This is a genomic window from Caulobacter sp. ALps2, from assembly GCF_058681635.1.
Map to the genome: position 1 here is coordinate 392,237 of NZ_CM178743.1, position 16,083 is coordinate 408,319.

Genomic DNA, 16,083 nt, shown 5'->3' on the forward strand with positions numbered 1-16,083 from the left:
GCGGTTCTTTCCTAGATCCGGATGTCCAGACCGCTGTCGGCGGTCGTCTTCAGACCGGGCAGCAGTTCGGGGGTGATGATGATGTCTTCCTCGCCGGTCAGGGCGGACTGGAACGCGCGTCCCGAGAAGGCGCGCTGGCCCTGGTCGCCGAAATCCTGGAACGCGAGGAAGGGGTTGGAATTCTGGCCGTTGTTCTGGCTGGAGACGTCGAACGACAGGCCGTTGTCCGACACGGTGAAGCCGGCGTCGGCCAGGGCCTGGCGCAGTTCGTTGGCCTTGCCGCGCAGTTCCTGGGCGGCGTGGACCGTGTCGAACTTCATCGAGGCGGTCATCGAACCGTCGCGGCCGATCTCGATGCGCACGTCGACCTTGCCCAGGTTGTCCGGGGTCAGGGTCACGTCGAAGCGCGTCGCCTTGGCGTCGGCCTTCTTGATGATCTCGGCCGACAGGGCCGCGACCGTTTCGGGCGAACCGCGCACCGGGGCCGGCGCGGCGGCCGGCGCCGAGGCGTTGGCGGCCGGAGCCTGAGCCAGCGGAGCCGGCGTGGCCAGGGCGTTGGTGTCGATGGCGGCGGCGGCTGGCGCGTCGACCGTAGCGATCGTCGTGGCGTTGGCGTCCGAGCCCTTGGCGTCGGTCGACGTCTCGCCCCCATTGCCGGCGGCGACGGCGGTCACGGCCTGGGCGGTCTCGACGGCGACGGCGTCGGCGGCTTGAGCCTGGGCGGCCAGCGCGGTCGGCGCGGCCTTCGGCGCTTCGGCGGTCTTGGTCGTCTTGGCGGCTTCCGGCGCGATCGTCTCGGCGGCGGCGTCAGCGACGACGGCGGCGGCTTCCGGCGCGACGACGTCAGCGGCGATGGCCGGAGCGGCCTCGGCGACGACCTTGGCTTCGATCACCGGGGCGGCGACCGGCGCGGCCGGCGCCAGGGTCGGAGCGGCGGCTTGAGCGTCGGCGGCCTTCGGAGCCTCGGCCGTCTTGGTCGTGTCGGCGGTCTTGGTCTCGGCGGCCTTCGGCGCGGCGACGTCCTCGGCGACGACCGGCGTCGCGTCCTGGCTCGCGAGCTGGGTCAGGGCCTCAAGGGCGGCGGCGTCGACGGCTTGGCCTTCCGGCGCGACGGCGGCCTGGGCGGTCGTCACGGTCGGCTGGGCCTGGACCGGCTGGGCTTGAGCCTGGACGGGCTGGGCGATCGCCGGCGCGGTGGCCGGGACCGTCTGAGCGGCTTGAGCCGTCTGGGCGGCCGGCGCGGCGACCGTCTGGGTCTGGGCGGCGTCGACCACCGCGGCGAAGTCGGCGACCTGGTCGGCGGCCGTCTCGGCGACGTCGACGACCGGCTGGGCGTCGGTGGTCGGCTCGGCCTGGACCGGGGCTTGCACGGGGGCGGTCATCGCGGCGATCAGGGTGGCGGCGGCCTGGGCGGCGGCTTGCGTCGCGTCGACCTCGCCGGCGTCCTTGTCCGAGACCTCGGTCTTGGCGTCGCCATCCGCGCTCTTGTCGGTGGTCTTGTCGCCGGCGGCGTCGGTCTTGGCGTCCTTGCTGGCCTCGGCCCGGTCGGCGGCCCGATCGGCTGCCTTGTCGGCGGCGTCGGCCTTGGCGTCCTGAGCGGCGTCAGCGCGGTCGGCGGCGCGGGCGTCGGTCTTGGCGTCGGCGCGAGCGGGCTTGTCGGCCTTGACGTCGCGGTCTTCGCGGCGATCGTCCTTGGCGTCGCTCTTGGCTTCCGTACGCGAGGGACGCGGCGCGGGCGCCTCGTCGTCCTTGCCGGCGATGGCCAGCAGTGCGTCAAAGCCGTCGTTGGACGACTTGGCGCTCACGGCCGGGGTCGGCGCGGCGGGAAGAGCGGCGGTGGGGGCGGCGATCGCGGTCATTCGCAGTCGTTGCTCGGGCTCGGCGGCGGTCCATGACGAACACGCCTTGTTCGCCTCCCTCTGAGCAACGGTCGGGCCAACTCGGAAAATCGCGCTCAAGCGTATGATTTTGTTCGGTTTAATCCCTTGTTTACGAAGCAAAATCGCTCCCCGTGCGGCGCTTTTTGCCGAGTCCCAAGGGTCATGAAGGACGTGTGTTGCCGCGTCGGCGCGTCGCAAGGGCGCCCCCGGGCCAGTTGGCGCCCTAATTGCGCATAGTCCCTTGTCGAATTTCCGACCACCGGAACATATCGCCTTGAATTTCAATGGCTTGGCATTTCAACAGGGGCTGATCCCCACCGCGGCTCGGCAAGTTTCGCCGGGCAAGGTCGCGCCGTGTGCTGCGCGGTTTGCCGAGCTTATGGAGGTTACCGCATGTCGCTGAATGCGATCATGAGCACGGCGACGTCCGGCATGATGGCCGCGCAGACGGGTCTGCGCGTCACGTCGGACAACATCGCCAACGTCAACACCACCGGCTACGTTCGCAAGACGGTCAGCCAGTCCAACCTGCTGTCCAACGGCATGGGGGTGGGCGTCAGCATCGACGCCATCAAGCGCGCGACCGACCGCTTCCTGCAGTCAGCCAGCCTGAACGCCGCCTCCGACAACGGCCGGGCCTCCGCCGTCGCCACCACGCTGAACAGCGCCCAGCAGCTGTTCGGCGATCCCAGCGGCGAGACCAGCTTCTTCAAGACCTTGGACGACGTCTTCGCGGCCTTCTCCTCGGCTCAGGACGACCCATCCTCGTCCCTGCTGCGCACCCAGGCCCTGACTCGTGTCGACGACTTCCTCAGCGAGTCCAGCCGCATCACCTCCTCGCTGTCCAAGCTGGGCAAGGACGCCGACACCCGCATCTCCGCCGACGTCAACCGGGTCAATGACCTGCTGAGCCAGATCGACGGCCTGAACACCGACATCACCCGCGCCAAGGTCGCCGGAGCCGACGCCACTGGCGCCGAGAACGTCCAGAGCGGCCTGATCGACGAACTTTCGCAGATGATGAACGTCCAGATCACGCCCCGCACCCTGGGCGGCGTGTACGTGCGTTCGACCGAAGGCTTGCCCCTGGCCGGCGACGGCGCGGCCAAGCTGACCTACCAGACCTCGCCCACCGCCACCGGCTACCTGACGGTGCAGCTGGCCAACGGCTCCGTGCAGCCCACCCCGCTGAACATCACCAGCGGCGAGATCAGGGGCCTGCTGGACGTTCGCAACGTCGACCTGGTCAACCTGTCCGACCAGCTGGGCGAGTTCACCTCGCGCGCGGCGGAAGAGATCAACCGCGCCTCCAACGCCTCCTCGTCGGTGCCGGCCCCGACCAGCCTGAACGGCCGCGACACCGGCCTGGACGCCCAGGCGGCGATCACCGGTTTCACCGGCAAGACGACCATCGCCCTGACCGACTCCAGCGGCGTCATTCAGCGCCGCATCGATATCGACTTCGACGCCGGCACGATGAGCGTCAATGGCGGCGGCGGCCCGGCGTTCACCAGCGCCGACTTCATGACCCAGCTGAACACCGCCCTGGGCGCCCAGGGCTCGGCCGGGTTCTCGAGCGGCGCGCTGAGCATCAGCGGCTCGGGCGGCCTGGGCGTGGCCATCGCCGACGACGCGACCACCCCGGCGACCAAGGCCGGCAAGGGCTTCAGCCACTATTTCGGGCTGAACGACATCGTCCGCACCAACGGCTATTCGCCGTACGAAACCGGCCTGACGCCGTCGGACGCGCACGGCTTCACGTCGGGCGCCATGACCATCCGCCTGACCGACATCGAGGGCGGCCGCATCCGCGACATCACCGTCGCTCCGCCACCGGGCGGCACGATGCAGGACATGCTGGACGCCCTGAACTCGCGGGCCAACGGCACGGGCCTGTACGGCGTGTTCTCGATGACCGACAAGGGTCAGATCAACTTCGTGTCGAACAACACGACGCCGGTGACCATGTCGGTCGTCGCCGACACGACCGAGCGTGGCGTCGGCGGCCCTTCGGCCAGCCAGCTCTTCGGCATCGGCCCGGCCGAGCGCAGCACCCGCGGCGAGAAGTTCTTCGTCTCCAAGGAAATGGACGCCAACCCCAAGCTGGTGCCCTTCGCCAAGCTGGACCTGACCCAGATCGTCGGCGGCAGCGCCGCCCTGGCGATCGGCGACGGTCGTGGCGCGCTGGAACTGGCCAAGGCCGGCGACAACGCCGCCGCCTTCGCGGCCGCCGGCGACGCGTCGGCCGTCAGCATGAGCGTCAACCGCTACGCCTCGGATTTCGCCGGCTCGATCGCCCGCAAGTCCGCCACCGCCGAAAGCCGCAAGGACGCGGCCGATGCGGTGTCCAGCGAAGTCGACAGCCAGCGCCAGTCGGAAGAAGGCGTGAACCTCGACGAAGAACTGATCAACCTGACCACCTACCAGCAGGCCTTCAACGCCTCGGCCCGCCTGATCCAGGCGACCAAGGACATGTTCGACGTGCTCACCGGAATCCTGGGGTAAGCCATGACCCGCGTCTCGACCGTTCAGAACTACAACATCATGACGTCCAACCTCATGAACGCGCAGATCCGCCAGAATGAGGTCGGCGCGCAGGTGTCCAGCCAGAAGGTCGCCGACGACCTCAAGGGCTACGCCAAGAATGCGGAAATGCTGACCGCCATGCGCGGCACACAGACCAAGATCAACGGCCTGGTCGACCAGATCAAGATGGTCGGCAACCGGCTGGAGATGCAGGACACCGGCCTGGGCCGCGTCGCCAACGCCACCCAGAGCGGCCGCGAGGCGATCGCCAACGCCCTGGCGGCCGGCAGCGCCGCCACCCTGATGCAGCAGATGACCGCCGCGTTCGGCGAGGTGGTCCAGGGCCTTAATGTAAAGTCGAACGGCCTCTACGTCTTCTCCGGGGCCAAGACCGACACGGCCACGACCACGGCGACCACCATGGCCGACCTGACCAGCGTGCCGATCACCTCGGACCTATTCCAGAACGACCAGTACATCACCACCAACCGGGTCGACGAGCAGACCAACGCCAAGACCGGCATCCTGGGCGACGCCATCGGCACGGACGTCTTCGAGGCCTTCAAGCAGGTGCAGGCCTATGTCGACGCCAATGGTCCGTTCACCGGCAATCTGGATGACGCCCAGGTCAACTTCCTGAAGGGCCTGCTGCCGGTCTTCGACGCGGCCCAGAAAGGCGTCATCGACGCCCAGGGCAAGAATGGCGTCACCCAGAAGCGCTTCGAAAGCGCCCAGACGGACCTCACGAACCAGGCCGACACCATGACGGCCATGGTCGGCGGCATCACCGATGTCGATATGGCCGACGCCGTCACCCGCCTGGAGGCCGCCAAGCTGGCCGTCCAGGCCTCGGCCCAGGTGTTCACCAGCCTGCAGGCCTCGTCGCTGCTGAACGTGCTGAAGTAGGGGGCGGCGACAAGCCGCCCTCGCCTCACCTCGCAAAACCGGCCTCCAGGCGCTATATGGCGGCGGATGAACGCCGACCTGCTGACCCCCGCCCCCACCCAAGACGCCGACGCGATGATCGCCAAGGCCGTCGAACAGGTGCGCGCGGCCGTCGGCCTGCCGGAGGGAACGCGGATCGTCGCGGCCATGTCCGGTGGCGTGGATTCCACCGTCACCGCCGCCCTGCTGGCCCGCGCCGGCTATGACGTGGTCGGGGTGACCCTGCAGCTCTACGACCACGGCGCGGCGATCACCAAGAAGGGCGCCTGCTGCGCCGGCCAGGACATCCTGGACGCCCGCATGGCCGCCGAGCGCATCGGCATTCCACATTACGTGCTGGACTACGAGAGCCGTTTCCGTGAGCAGGTCATCGAAGACTTCGCCGACGCCTATCTGCGCGGCGAGACGCCGATCCCCTGCGTGCGCTGCAACCAGACCGTCAAGTTCCGCGACCTTCTGGACGTGGCTCGCGACCTGGGCGCCGAGGCCATGGCCACCGGGCACTATGTGCAGCGCGCCTTCGTTGCGGGGAGTAACCGCCCCCAGCTGCGCAGAGCCGCCGACCCCGCCAAGGACCAGAGCTACTTCCTGTTCGCCACCACGCGCGACCAGCTGGACTTCCTGCGCTTTCCGCTGGGCGGCATGGACAAGCCGACCGTGCGCGCCGTCGCCGCCGGCCTGGGCTTGGCCATCGCCGACAAGCCCGACAGCCAGGACATCTGTTTCGTGCCCGAGGGCAAGTACACGACCGTCATCGACCGCATCCGTCCGCAAGGCGCGGAAGCGGGCGACGTCGTGCACCTGGACGGTCGCGTGCTGGGCCGCCACGAGGGCGTCACCCGCTACACGATCGGCCAGCGCCGCGGCCTGAACATCGCCGTCGGTGATCCGCTGTTCGTGGTTCGCATCGACGCCGACAAGCGCCACGTCATCGTCGGCCCACGCGAGGCCCTGCTGACCGCCTCTCTCACCCTGAAGGAAGGTAGCTGGCTGGGCGGCCAGGACAGCCTGGAGGCCGCCGCGCGGGACGGCCAGCCGGTGCTGGCCCGCGTCCGTTCGACCCGTGAGCCCGTCGCCGGCCGCCTGGGCTCGCGCGATGGCCAGGTCGCGGTCTTGTTCGACGGCGCCGAGGAAGGCGTCGCGCCCGGCCAGGCCTGCGTGCTCTACGACCCCGCCGATCCAGAACGCGTCCTGGGCGGCGGCTTCATCGCCGGCACGACGCGAGCGATGGATCTGGCCGACGCCGGCTAAAGGGCGGGATCGAACCGGGTCTTCCGGGGTTCAGAACAAGAACCTCTCACGGAAGATCCGCATGCTTCGATCCCTGCTCATCGGCCTATCGGCCGGTTCCCGTTCCATGACGCCGCTGGCCGCCGTCAGCGAGGCCGCGCATGGCGGCCACCTGGCCGACAACAATCCCTCCGCCCGGCTGTTGGGCCATCCGCTGGTCGCGGCGGGGACCAAGGCCTTGGCGGCCGGCGAATTGTGGGGCGACAAGCTGAAGTCGGCCCCGGACCGCATCGTGCCGCTGGGCGTCGCCGCCCGGGTTATCACGGCGGGGCTGACCGGCGCCGCCTTGGCGCCGCGCAAGAGGATGCTGCTGGGCGGCGCGATCGCGGCCAGCGCGGCGGTGGCGGCCGCCTATGTCACCTTCCATTTCCGCATGAAGGCCCTGCGCCGCTTCGGTCAGACCCCCAGCGGCCTCGTCGAGGACGCCCTGACCGTCGGCGCGGCCCAGCTTGTCACGCGAGCCCTACGCTGATGGAACGCAAGGACAGAGAGCCGGTGGAGCCGGAGATGACGCCCGCGCCGGACGCCGACGCCCCGGCCGATGGCGTCCGCCGCCAGCGCCAGCACATCTTGGAGTTGGACGGCGAAGACCCGCTGCGCGGCGGCGTGGCGGACTAGCGGCGCTTGGAAAGGTCCGTGAGTTCAAAAGCACGTTTTTGTTCAGACGCCTTTCGAGCGCCGACCCGCCCCCCAAACGAAAATAGGCCAGCGCGAGCGCTGGCCTATTCCCTTGAACCTAGTGGTCCGCCGCGGGTCTATTAGACCGCTTGCAGCTGGCCGGCCGAGGTCTTGCCGCTGCGGCGATCGACTTCCGGCTCGAACGAGATCTTTTGACCTTCGTTCAGCGAGCCGAGCCCCGAGCGCTCGACGGCCGAGATGTGGACGAAGATGTCCTGACCGCCGTCGTCCGGCTGGATGAAGCCAAAGCCCTTGGTGGAATTGAACCACTTCACGGTGCCAGTAGCCATGGTGAATATCCTTGTAGACAAGTGTGTTCGCCGACCGAAAACGTCCCGATCAGCGATCAAATTTCGTTGGAAGTTCGGATGGCGCGTCCGGCGCTCCGCTGAGGGAGCAAGGAATAGCAGGCCGAGCGGCAGCGAATTCGATACGTGAAGATCGCCGATTTTATTCCAAAAATCAAGGAAAGAATATTCGATCTACTTGGAGCGAAACCTGGACCCTCCACGGCGTTTCGAGCGTTGCCTTGTCGGGCGAATTCTTCACCCGGCGCGCCCCTCGCGGCTAGGAGTTTCGGCATGACCCTGATCGAGCAGATTCCCACGCTCAGCGACGCCGAACTGTCCAAACTGCTCTCCAACGCCCGCCGCCTGGACGTCACCGGTACGCCGGCCCAGCGTCGTCAGGTCGCCGAAGTGATCACCCCGCTGGAGCGCGAGGCGTCGCGTCGGCGCGCCGTGCGGCTTCCTCGTCGATAGGACTCTTCGATAGGGCCTTGCGGGAGTCGTAATTGCAATTCATTCTCAGGAACATCATCGCGAGGAGACGACGATGGTTCTGCGGATGACGGGCGCCAGCTGGCTGGCCACCATGATGCGATCCGAGCGGGAGGACGGCGACCGACCCGCGGCCCCGCCCGCCTGGCTGCTGGAGGGCGCGCCAGACCCCGAGCTGGTCGAAGCGCTGGAGCGCCTGGCGGCCAACGACCCGCTCTGACTATTTCGCGAAAGGCCACACCCACGCGATAAGCGACGGCGCGATCAGCAGGATCAGCGCGCTCAGCGGCGCGCCAAGCCGCGCGTAGTCGCCGAACCGATAGCCGCCCGGCCCCAGCACCAGCGTGTTGCACTGATGGCCGACGGGCGTGAGGAAATCGCATCCCGCCCCGACCGCCACCGCCATCAGGAACGGATCGGGCGACAGCCCCAGGCGCTGGGCCACGCCCATGCCGATCGGAGCGGCGATCAGCACCGTGGCGGCGTTGTTCAGGAACGGCGTCGCGGCCATGGCCACGGCCATCATCGCCGTCAGGGTGGCGATCGGCGGCAGGCCGTGGAACGCCCCCGACAGCCAGGCCGAGATCAGGTCGGCGCCGCCGGTCTTCTGCACGGTGTCGCTGACCGGGATCAGGGCCGCGACCAGCACCAGCACGGGCGCCTCCAGCGCCGCATAGGCCTCGCGCATCCGCAGCGCCCCGGTGGCCACCACCAGCACCGCCGCGCCGAAGAAGCCGGCCGCCACCGGGATCAGCCCGGTCGCCACCAGCGCCATGGCGATCGCCAGGATCGCCACCGGCAGGATCGCGTGCCGTACGCCGCCCAGCCGCACCTCGCGTTCCGCCAGCGGCAGAAGGCCCAAGGCCTGCAAGGCGCCGGGCAGCGACTGCTCGGCCCCCTGCAGCACGATGATGTCGCCCGCCTTCAGGCGGATGGTCGCCAGGCGCCCGGCCATACGATGGCCGCTGCGAGACACGCCCAGTAGGTTGACCCCGTGGGTGTCGCTGAGGGTCACGCTCCGCGCCGACTTGCCGATCAGGTCGGATTCGGCCCGGATCACCGCCTCGACCACGCGGACCTCCTCGGTCGGCTCGTTCATGACCAGGGGACGATGAGCGTCGCGCAGCTTCAGCTTGGCGGTGACGATCAGTTGGTTCAGCTCCTCCTGCTCGCCCTCGAGCAACAGCACGTCCCCCGGCTGGATCTTGAGGTTGGCGTGCGGAGCCTGGATCCGTCGGCGCGCGCGCAGGATGGCCACCACCGAGACCGCATTGTTTCCGGCCTTCTTCAGGGCCGCCACCCGGTCATGATCGAAACTCCAGCCCTCGGGAACCTCGACCTCGGTGACATAGGCGTTGGCGGCCAGGGCGGCGTCGACGTCGATCGCGGCCTGGCGCGACTTGGGCAGCAGGCGATAGGCGAAGGTCAGGTAGATCACGGCGATCACCGTGAGGACGCCGCCGACCGGGAAGAAGTCGAACATCCGGAACGGCTCGCCCAGGGCGTCCTGGCGCACCTCCGAGACGATGATGTTGGGCGAGGTGCCGACCAGCACCGCCAGGCCGCCGACCAGCGAGCCGAACGCCATTGGCATCAGCAGCCGCCCGGGCGGCACGCCGGTGCGTTTGGCGATCTGCAAGGCGCTGGGCATCATCAAGGCCAGGGCCCCGACGTTCTTGGTGGCCATCGACAGCACGGCCGTCGTCCCGGCCAGCACCGGGACCTGGGTCCGCTCGTCCTTCAGCCTGGGCAGCAGCGGGGCCATGAGCATGTCGACGATCCCCGAGCGCGCCACGGCGGCGCTCAGCACCAGGGCGCTGGCGATGATGATGACGATGTCGTTGGCGAAGCCGTTGAAAGCCTCCTTCACCGGGATCAACCCCATGGCCATGCCGGCCGCCAGCGCGCCCAGCGCGATCAGGTCGTAGCGCCACCGGCCCCAGACGAAGGCGGCGATGGTGGCCGCGATCAGGCCGAAGGCGAGGCCTTGATGAAGTGTCACGTGTAGGGATCCCCCGAAGCTGCGCCTGGGGAACGGGGCGGAGGGGCTTCTGGTTCAGCGCCGGATCGAAATCCTCCCCCAGCGGGGAGGATCTAACCTTAGGTCAGCGCCTTGCGCGCCGCTTCCCAGTACTGAGCGCCGGTGATCAGGGTCACCAGGGTCGCGATCCACAGCAGGCCGTGGGCGACGATCGTGAAGCCGCCCATCAACGACGGCTCCGGCGGCAGGTTGAACGCGCCCCAGCTCGCCAGGATCAGTTCCGCCCCGATGGCGACCAGTTGCAGGGTGGTCTTCCACTTGGCCAGCAGGGTCACCGGCAGCTTGATCCCTTTGCCGGCCCCGACCTCGCGCAAGGCGCTGACGGCGAACTCGCGGAACAGGATCAGGCCCGCCGGCAGCACGACCATCGCATTGGGACCCAGGGCCATCAGGCCCAGCAGCGCGCCGCAGACCAGGATCTTGTCGCCGATCGGGTCCAGGATCGCGCCCCAGACGCTGACCGCGTCCAGCTTGCGCGCCAGCCAGCCGTCGAAGAAGTCGGTCACCGAGGCGACGACGAAGGCGTAGAACGCCCACCGTTCCAGCCGCAGTTGGCTCTCCGCCGTCAGTTGGTCGCTGACCCACGGCACGGCGCCCGCCGCGGCCGCCAGGGCGACGAACATGAACAGCGCCATCGCGAGGCGCGAGCCGGTCAGGATGTTGGGCAGGTTCTTCATGATCGCCTCATAACGCACAAAACGGCGACAGGGCTACGGCCTCGCTCCCTCGGGCCTTCCTTGAAAGGCTCCAGCGTCTAAAATTCGAAGCGCGTCAGAGCGGCGGGTTTTTTAGGACGCCGGGCGCGACTCGCTTCGCTATACAAGCCGAGAGAGCGACACGGCGCTCTTGTCGCAGCGGGCGCCACCGCATGGAACGGCTGAACTGGGGAGGCTTTCGCGGGCGCCGTCGCATCGGCTCGGTGCGCAACCGCCTCGTCCTGCTGACCATCAGCCTGCTGGTTCCGGCCCTGCTGTCGATGGGTTTCCTGCTGTCGGGCGCCGACCGCGAGTCGCGCGGGCGGCTCTACCAGCAGCTGGTCACCACCGCCCGCGCCCTGAACGGCGCCGTCGACCGCCAGGCCGCCGTCGGCATCTCGGTGGCCGAGACCCTCGCCACCGACCAGGCCCTGATCAACGGCGACTGGGCCGCCTTCCACGCCCGCGCGCGCCGCGCCATGGAGCGCCGAACCGGCTGGATCGTCGTGGCCGACGCCGACGGCCAGCAGGTGGTCAATACGCTCAAGCCTTGGGGCGATTCCCTGCCCCGCATCGAGCGCACGCCCGAGGAGACCAGCGCCTATTCGGCCGGCCGCAGCAAGGTGTCCGACCTGCTGGAGGGGCCGGCGGCCGGCAAGCCGGTGATCACCGTGGGCACGCCGATCACGGTGAAGGGCAAGTTCTACGTCCTGTCCTACGTCGTGGACTCGGCCTCGTTCACCTCGGTGTTCCGCCAACAGCGGGTGCCAGACCGCTGGGTCGCCACACTGCTGGACAACCGCCGCCGGGTCATCGCCCGTTCGCGACTGAACGAGAAGTTCACCGGCCGCCTGGCGTCCAAGGACATGGAGGAAAACCTCCGCCACTCGACCGAGGGGGTGAACAAGAGCCTGTCCCTGGAAGGCGTGCCGACCATGGTCGCCTACACCCGCTCGCCCCAGACCGGCTGGACCCTGGTGGTGGCCATCCCGCGCGAGGACCTGACCACCACGGTCAATCGCTCGGTGGGACTGGGGGCCGGGGTGTTCCTGGCGCTGCTGATCCTGGGGATCGCCCTGTCCCTGGTCTATTCGCGCCGGATCAATGACGAGATGCGCCAGCTGGTGCGCGACGCCGACGCCATCGGTCGCGCCGAAACCCTGCCACCGGCCAATCCCGACAGCCTGGAAGAGATCGCCGCCGTCCACGCCGCCCTGCGCGAGGCCTCCCGCGAGCTGAGGGCCCGCGAGGAACGCCAGGGGGTGATGATCAACGAGCTGAACCACCGGGTGAAGAACACCCTGGCCACGGTCCAGGCCCTGGCCCGCCAGAGCTTCGCCAAAGTGAAGGGCGCGCCGCTGGAGGTCTTTACCGACCGGCTGATCGCTCTGTCCGGCGCCCACGATCTGCTCACCCGCACCGGCTGGCGCGAGGCCGACATGGGCGCGCTGGTGGCCGCCAGCGTCGGGGCCCATGTCGATCGCATCGACCGCGCTGGCCCCGAGGTCGCCCTGGCCCCGCACACGGCGGTGGGCCTGTCGATGGTGTTCCATGAACTGGCCACCAACAGCGTCAAGTACGGCGCTCTCTCCGCGCCCGAGGGCCGGGTGGAAATCAGCTGGCGGCTGGATCCGGTGACCGACACCCTGGCCTTCACCTGGCGCGACATCGGCGGCCCGCCGGTTTCGCCGCCCGAACACCCCGGCTTCGGCACGCGCCTGATCGAGAGCTCGATCCGGCGTGAACAGAAAGGCCAGGCCCGGTTCGACTTCCGCTCGGATGGCCTGGTGTTCGAGGCCAGTTTCCCGCTGCCCGAGCAGGTGAGGTGGAGCAATACGTTCTGACGGCCTAGCTTTGCCGAACGATGTTTCCTAGATGGCGGAGATGACCGTCTACACCAACACCGACATCGCCGCCCTGGCCGAACGCCTGCTGGATCTAACCCTGCCCAAGGACCAGTGGACCCACGCCGCGCACCTGACGGCCACCTTGCGCCTGGTCCGCACGCGCGACGCCGGCCTGGAGCGCGACCTGCCGACCATCATCCGGACCTACAACGTCGCGGTCGGCGGGGTGAACGACGACAAGAGCGGCTATCACGAGACCATCACCCAGGCCTATCTCGCCGCCATCCGCGCCTTCGAAGCGTCCCTGCCGCCCGGCCTGGACGACGCGCGAGCCGCCGCCCGCCTGCTGGTCACGCCCCTGGGCGACAAGGACTGGCCGCTGACCCACTGGTCGCGGGAAAGCCTGTTCACGCCAGCGGCGCGGCTCGGCTGGGTCGAGCCGGACCTGAAGGCGCTGGATCATCCGCCCGTCCTCAAGGCGATTTCTTGAACCGACTGTACAAAAATCGAAAAGACCTCGGCGCGCCTCCAGTCTAAGAGCGCGGCCATGCGCACGCTTCACGCCCTGGTTCGCGGCAAGACGCCCATTCGTCCGATCGACGCCTTGCGCGGTGGCGCCGGAGCGCTGCTGGGCCTGCTGTTCGCGGGGCTCCTAGGACGCTTCGCGGTCGCTTCCTTCTCTGGGGATGGCGGGGACTGGCTGCATCCGCTGCTGGTGGCGCCGATCGGGGCTTCGGCGGTGCTGGTGTTCGCCGTGCCGGCCAGTCCGCTGGCCCAGCCGCGCTCGGTCTTGGGCGGCAACATCGTCTCGGCCTTGGTCGGGATCACCGTGGCCATGTTGTTTCCCCAGCCGCTGGTCGCCGCGCCCCTGGCGGTCGGCCTGGCGATCGGGGCCATGATGCTGCTGGGCTGCCTGCACCCGCCGGGCGGCGCGGTGGCGCTGATCTGCGTGATCGGCGGACCCAAGGTGGCGGAGGCCGGCTATCTGTTCGCGCTCAATCCGGTGGCGGTGGACTCGTTGCTGCTGACCGGCGCGGGGATGATCTGGGGGCGGATCACCGGCCACTCCTATCCGCACCGCGCGCCAGCCGCCCCGGCCCAGCGCATCGGCTACAGCGCCGTCGACCTGGACGTCGCCCTGGCCCGCTACGGCGAGCTGCTGGACGTCAGCCGCGACGATCTGGACGCCCTGTTCCGCGAGGTCGAGCTGTCGGCCGCCCAGCGCCTGCACAACCAGATCCGCTGTGGCGACGTGATGTCCCGGGAGGTGATCAGCCTGCATCACGACCAGTCGGCGGAAAGCGCGCTGGCCTATCTGGTCGAGCACGAGCTGCGCGCGGCCCCGGTGGTCGACGCCGAGGGCCGCGTCATCGGCCTGGCCCGCCGCGCCGAATTGCAGGCCGGTCGCCGCCGCGAGGTCGAAGCGGCGCTGGATCCCTTCGTGCACAAGGTGATGGAGAGCACGCCGATCGCGGCCCTGCTGCCGATCCTGTCCAGCGGCCATACGCACGAAGCGATGGTGGTGGATGGCGAGCGGCGGCTGATCGGGGTGATCACCCAGACAGACCTGATCGCGGTGCTGTATCGCGCGCACATCGTGGAGGCGGCGGTGAGGGCGTAACGCCCTTCCCGGCGGGTAAAACCTTGCCGAACGCCGGCTGGGCGACCATCGTTCGCGGGGCAAGGCATCCGTATCGGGAGAACGCCGAATGATCGTGGTCCATCACCTCAACAATTCGCGCAGCCAGCGCGTACTCTGGCTGCTGGAGGAGTTGGGCCTGCCCTACGAGATCAAGCGCTACCAGCGCGACGGCGCCACCATGCTGGCGCCGTCCGAGCTGAAGGCCATCCATCCCCTGGGCAAGTCGCCGGTCATCACCGACGGCGACAAGGTCATCGCCGAGACCGGCGCGATCGTGGAGTACATCCTGGAGACCTACGGCCAGGGCCGGCTGATCCCCGCGCCCGGCACGCCAGAGCGCCTGCGCCATGCCTACTGGCTGCACTACGCCGAGGGCTCGGCCATGACGCCGCTGCTCCTGAAGCTGGTCTTCACCGCCCTGCCGGCCCGCGCGCCGGGCCTGTTGAAAGGTCTGGTCAAGGCCATCGCCGGCAAGGCCCAGACCAGCTTTGTCGACCCACAGCTGAAGTCGCACATCGACTACTGGGAGGCCGAGCTTTCCAAGTCGCCCTGGTTCGCCGGCGGCGAGCTGACCGGCGCCGACATCATGATGAGCTTCCCCCTGGAAGCCGGCGCCGCGCGGGCCGGGGCGGGATCGCGGCCGCACGTGAAGGCCTTCCTGGACAAGATTCACGGCCGTCCCGCCTACCAGCGCGCGCTCGAGCGCGGCGGGCCTTACGACTACGCCTAAAGGGGCCCGTCGCTGCTGCCAGAAACCGTCACGCGCCCGCGCTAACGTCGCGGAAACCCAACAGGAGGAACACCGCATGAAGATCGTCACCAGCCTGAGCTTCAAGGGCGAGTGCCGCCAAGCGTTCGACTTCTACGCCGAGGTGCTGGGCGGCAAGGTCACCGCCGCCTTTCCGTACGGCGAGGGCCCGGCCGACATGCCGGTCGACCCTCAGTACAAGGACTGGCTGATGCACGCCTGGCTGGACGTCGGCGACCAGTCGATCATGGGCGCCGACATGCCGGCCGAGTTCGCTCCCAACATCGACAAGCCCAAGAACGGCTTCGACGTCACCTACCACACCGACGACCCGACCGAGGCCAAGCGGGTGTTCGACGCCCTCAAGGAAGGCGGCAAGGTCGGCATGGACTTCGCCGCGACCTTCTGGTCGCCCGGATACGGCAGCCTGACCGACAAGTTCGGCATCCCGTGGATGATCAACACCGTGCCCAAGCAAGACTGATCTACGACCCTCCGACGGTTGTGATCGCGACGCGCCGACGGTAGCCCTGGACGGGCGCCGTCGGCGCTTTGCCAGGGATCCTTCTCATGCTCGATCGCCGCGTCCTGATGTCCGCCGGTCTGGTGGCGATCGCGTCTCCCGCGGTGGCCGCGCAAACCCCGAGCGCCCCGTTGATTCATCACGTCTTCTTCTGGCTGAAGACCCCGGGCGCCAAGGCCGATCGCGACAAGCTGATCGCCGGCCTGCGAACCCTCAAGGCCATCGAGGTCGTCCAGCAGCTGCACATCGGGGTCCCGGCCTCGACCGAGAAGCGCGAGGTCGTGGACAACAGCTATGACGTCTCGGAGCTGATGGTCTTCAACAGCGTGGCGGACCAGAAGCTGTACCAGGACCACCCCCAGCATCTGAAGTTCGTGAAGGACTGCGGGCATCTGTGGGCCAAGGTCGTGGTGTACGACTCCATCGCGCCCTAGCCAGCGCTGCGGCCAAGTGTCGCCGAAAGGCGAAGTTAAGGCTTCGCAAACCACG

At 68.7% G+C, this 16,083-nt stretch carries 17 protein-coding genes; 13 read left to right on the plus strand and 4 right to left on the minus strand.

Annotated elements, in window-relative coordinates; genetic code table 11:
• Positions 1-11: 11 nt before the first annotated feature.
• Entirely contained in the window at positions 12-1,859 is a 1,848-nt protein-coding gene (locus ACW173_RS01685; protein ID WP_492083155.1) for a flagellar hook-length control protein FliK, read from the minus strand.
• Positions 1,860-2,273: 414 nt separating this feature from the next.
• Here ACW173_RS01685 and flgK point away from each other — a divergent pair, with 414 nt between their 5' ends.
• The 5 genes from flgK to ACW173_RS01710 all read left to right on the plus strand — a co-directional run bounded on the left by flgK (position 2,274) and on the right by ACW173_RS01710 (position 7,259).
• Entirely contained in the window at positions 2,274-4,385 is a 2,112-nt protein-coding gene (gene flgK, locus ACW173_RS01690) for a flagellar hook-associated protein FlgK (protein ID WP_492083156.1), read from the plus strand.
• 3 nt (positions 4,386-4,388) lie between these two features.
• Positions 4,389-5,312: a flagellin gene (locus tag ACW173_RS01695; RefSeq protein ID WP_492083157.1), complete on the plus strand. Its 924-nt coding sequence runs from the start codon at positions 4,389-4,391 to the stop codon at positions 5,310-5,312.
• A 66-nt stretch (positions 5,313-5,378) separates the two neighbouring features.
• Positions 5,379-6,602: a tRNA 2-thiouridine(34) synthase MnmA gene (gene mnmA / locus ACW173_RS01700; protein WP_492083158.1), complete on the plus strand. Its 1,224-nt coding sequence runs from the start codon at positions 5,379-5,381 to the stop codon at positions 6,600-6,602.
• Positions 6,603-6,663: 61 nt separating this feature from the next.
• A complete protein-coding gene (locus ACW173_RS01705; RefSeq protein WP_492083159.1) occupies positions 6,664-7,113 on the plus strand; it encodes a DUF4126 domain-containing protein in 450 nt (149 codons plus the stop codon).
• A complete protein-coding gene (locus ACW173_RS01710; RefSeq protein ID WP_492083160.1) occupies positions 7,113-7,259 on the plus strand; it encodes a hypothetical protein in 147 nt (48 codons plus the stop codon). Before ACW173_RS01705 ends, ACW173_RS01710 begins: the two co-directional genes overlap by 1 nt.
• A gap of 140 nt (positions 7,260-7,399) precedes the next feature.
• Here the strand turns inward: ACW173_RS01710 and ACW173_RS01715 are convergent, their stop codons facing one another.
• Entirely contained in the window at positions 7,400-7,609 is a 210-nt protein-coding gene (locus tag ACW173_RS01715; RefSeq protein ID WP_492083161.1) for a cold-shock protein, read from the minus strand.
• A gap of 291 nt (positions 7,610-7,900) precedes the next feature.
• On the opposite strand from ACW173_RS01715, the gene ACW173_RS01720 reads away from it, so the two are divergent.
• Both ACW173_RS01720 and ACW173_RS01725 read left to right on the plus strand, forming a co-directional pair.
• Positions 7,901-8,080: a hypothetical protein gene (locus tag ACW173_RS01720; protein ID WP_492083163.1), complete on the plus strand. Its 180-nt coding sequence runs from the start codon at positions 7,901-7,903 to the stop codon at positions 8,078-8,080.
• 73 nt (positions 8,081-8,153) lie between these two features.
• The gene (locus tag ACW173_RS01725; protein ID WP_492083164.1) at positions 8,154-8,318 is read left to right on the plus strand and encodes a hypothetical protein; all 165 of its coding nucleotides are present in this window, start codon (positions 8,154-8,156) and stop codon (positions 8,316-8,318) included.
• Here ACW173_RS01725 and ACW173_RS01730 read toward each other — a convergent pair whose 3' ends face one another.
• Together ACW173_RS01730 and pgsA are read right to left on the minus strand one after the other, a co-directional pair.
• The gene (locus ACW173_RS01730; RefSeq protein ID WP_492083166.1) at positions 8,319-10,100 is read right to left on the minus strand and encodes an SLC13 family permease; all 1,782 of its coding nucleotides are present in this window, start codon (positions 10,098-10,100) and stop codon (positions 8,319-8,321) included. It abuts the gene before it with no gap.
• A gap of 98 nt (positions 10,101-10,198) precedes the next feature.
• The gene (gene pgsA, locus ACW173_RS01735) at positions 10,199-10,816 is read right to left on the minus strand and encodes a CDP-diacylglycerol--glycerol-3-phosphate 3-phosphatidyltransferase (protein WP_492083167.1); all 618 of its coding nucleotides are present in this window, start codon (positions 10,814-10,816) and stop codon (positions 10,199-10,201) included.
• Between the two features lie 191 nt (positions 10,817-11,007).
• Between pgsA and ACW173_RS01740 the strand changes: the two genes are divergently transcribed.
• The 6 genes from ACW173_RS01740 to ACW173_RS01765 all read left to right on the plus strand — a co-directional run bounded on the left by ACW173_RS01740 (position 11,008) and on the right by ACW173_RS01765 (position 16,028).
• Complete coding sequence (locus ACW173_RS01740) at positions 11,008-12,678, plus strand: sensor histidine kinase (protein ID WP_492083168.1); 1,671 nt, start codon at positions 11,008-11,010, stop codon at positions 12,676-12,678.
• Positions 12,679-12,718: 40 nt separating this feature from the next.
• Positions 12,719-13,171: a hypothetical protein gene (locus ACW173_RS01745; RefSeq protein ID WP_492083169.1), complete on the plus strand. Its 453-nt coding sequence runs from the start codon at positions 12,719-12,721 to the stop codon at positions 13,169-13,171.
• Positions 13,172-13,228: 57 nt separating this feature from the next.
• Positions 13,229-14,302 carry an HPP family protein gene (locus tag ACW173_RS01750; RefSeq protein WP_492083170.1) on the plus strand — a complete coding sequence of 358 codons (1,074 nt, stop codon included), beginning with the start codon at positions 13,229-13,231 and terminating at the stop codon, positions 14,300-14,302.
• A gap of 88 nt (positions 14,303-14,390) precedes the next feature.
• The gene (locus tag ACW173_RS01755) at positions 14,391-15,053 is read left to right on the plus strand and encodes a glutathione S-transferase family protein (protein WP_492083171.1); all 663 of its coding nucleotides are present in this window, start codon (positions 14,391-14,393) and stop codon (positions 15,051-15,053) included.
• Positions 15,054-15,129: 76 nt separating this feature from the next.
• Positions 15,130-15,555: a VOC family protein gene (locus ACW173_RS01760; RefSeq protein WP_492083172.1), complete on the plus strand. Its 426-nt coding sequence runs from the start codon at positions 15,130-15,132 to the stop codon at positions 15,553-15,555.
• 86 nt (positions 15,556-15,641) lie between these two features.
• Positions 15,642-16,028 carry a Dabb family protein gene (locus tag ACW173_RS01765; protein ID WP_492083173.1) on the plus strand — a complete coding sequence of 129 codons (387 nt, stop codon included), beginning with the start codon at positions 15,642-15,644 and terminating at the stop codon, positions 16,026-16,028.
• The last annotated feature ends 55 nt before the right edge of the window (positions 16,029-16,083 follow it).

Coding starts and splice junctions, on each gene's coding strand:
- ACW173_RS01685 (WP_492083155.1), bottom strand. CDS start 1,859: ATGACCGCGATCGCCGCCCCCACCGCCGCTCTTCCCGCCGCGCCGACC.
- flgK (WP_492083156.1), top strand. CDS start 2,274: ATGTCGCTGAATGCGATCATGAGCACGGCGACGTCCGGCATGATGGCC.
- ACW173_RS01695 (WP_492083157.1), top strand. CDS start 4,389: ATGACCCGCGTCTCGACCGTTCAGAACTACAACATCATGACGTCCAAC.
- mnmA (WP_492083158.1), top strand. CDS start 5,379: ATGAACGCCGACCTGCTGACCCCCGCCCCCACCCAAGACGCCGACGCG.
- ACW173_RS01705 (WP_492083159.1), top strand. CDS start 6,664: ATGCTTCGATCCCTGCTCATCGGCCTATCGGCCGGTTCCCGTTCCATG.
- ACW173_RS01710 (WP_492083160.1), top strand. CDS start 7,113: ATGGAACGCAAGGACAGAGAGCCGGTGGAGCCGGAGATGACGCCCGCG.
- ACW173_RS01715 (WP_492083161.1), bottom strand. CDS start 7,609: ATGGCTACTGGCACCGTGAAGTGGTTCAATTCCACCAAGGGCTTTGGC.
- ACW173_RS01720 (WP_492083163.1), top strand. CDS start 7,901: ATGACCCTGATCGAGCAGATTCCCACGCTCAGCGACGCCGAACTGTCC.
- ACW173_RS01725 (WP_492083164.1), top strand. CDS start 8,154: ATGGTTCTGCGGATGACGGGCGCCAGCTGGCTGGCCACCATGATGCGA.
- pgsA (WP_492083167.1), bottom strand. CDS start 10,816: ATGAAGAACCTGCCCAACATCCTGACCGGCTCGCGCCTCGCGATGGCG.
- ACW173_RS01740 (WP_492083168.1), top strand. CDS start 11,008: ATGGAACGGCTGAACTGGGGAGGCTTTCGCGGGCGCCGTCGCATCGGC.
- ACW173_RS01745 (WP_492083169.1), top strand. CDS start 12,719: ATGACCGTCTACACCAACACCGACATCGCCGCCCTGGCCGAACGCCTG.
- ACW173_RS01750 (WP_492083170.1), top strand. CDS start 13,229: ATGCGCACGCTTCACGCCCTGGTTCGCGGCAAGACGCCCATTCGTCCG.
- ACW173_RS01755 (WP_492083171.1), top strand. CDS start 14,391: ATGATCGTGGTCCATCACCTCAACAATTCGCGCAGCCAGCGCGTACTC.
- ACW173_RS01760 (WP_492083172.1), top strand. CDS start 15,130: ATGAAGATCGTCACCAGCCTGAGCTTCAAGGGCGAGTGCCGCCAAGCG.
- ACW173_RS01765 (WP_492083173.1), top strand. CDS start 15,642: ATGCTCGATCGCCGCGTCCTGATGTCCGCCGGTCTGGTGGCGATCGCG.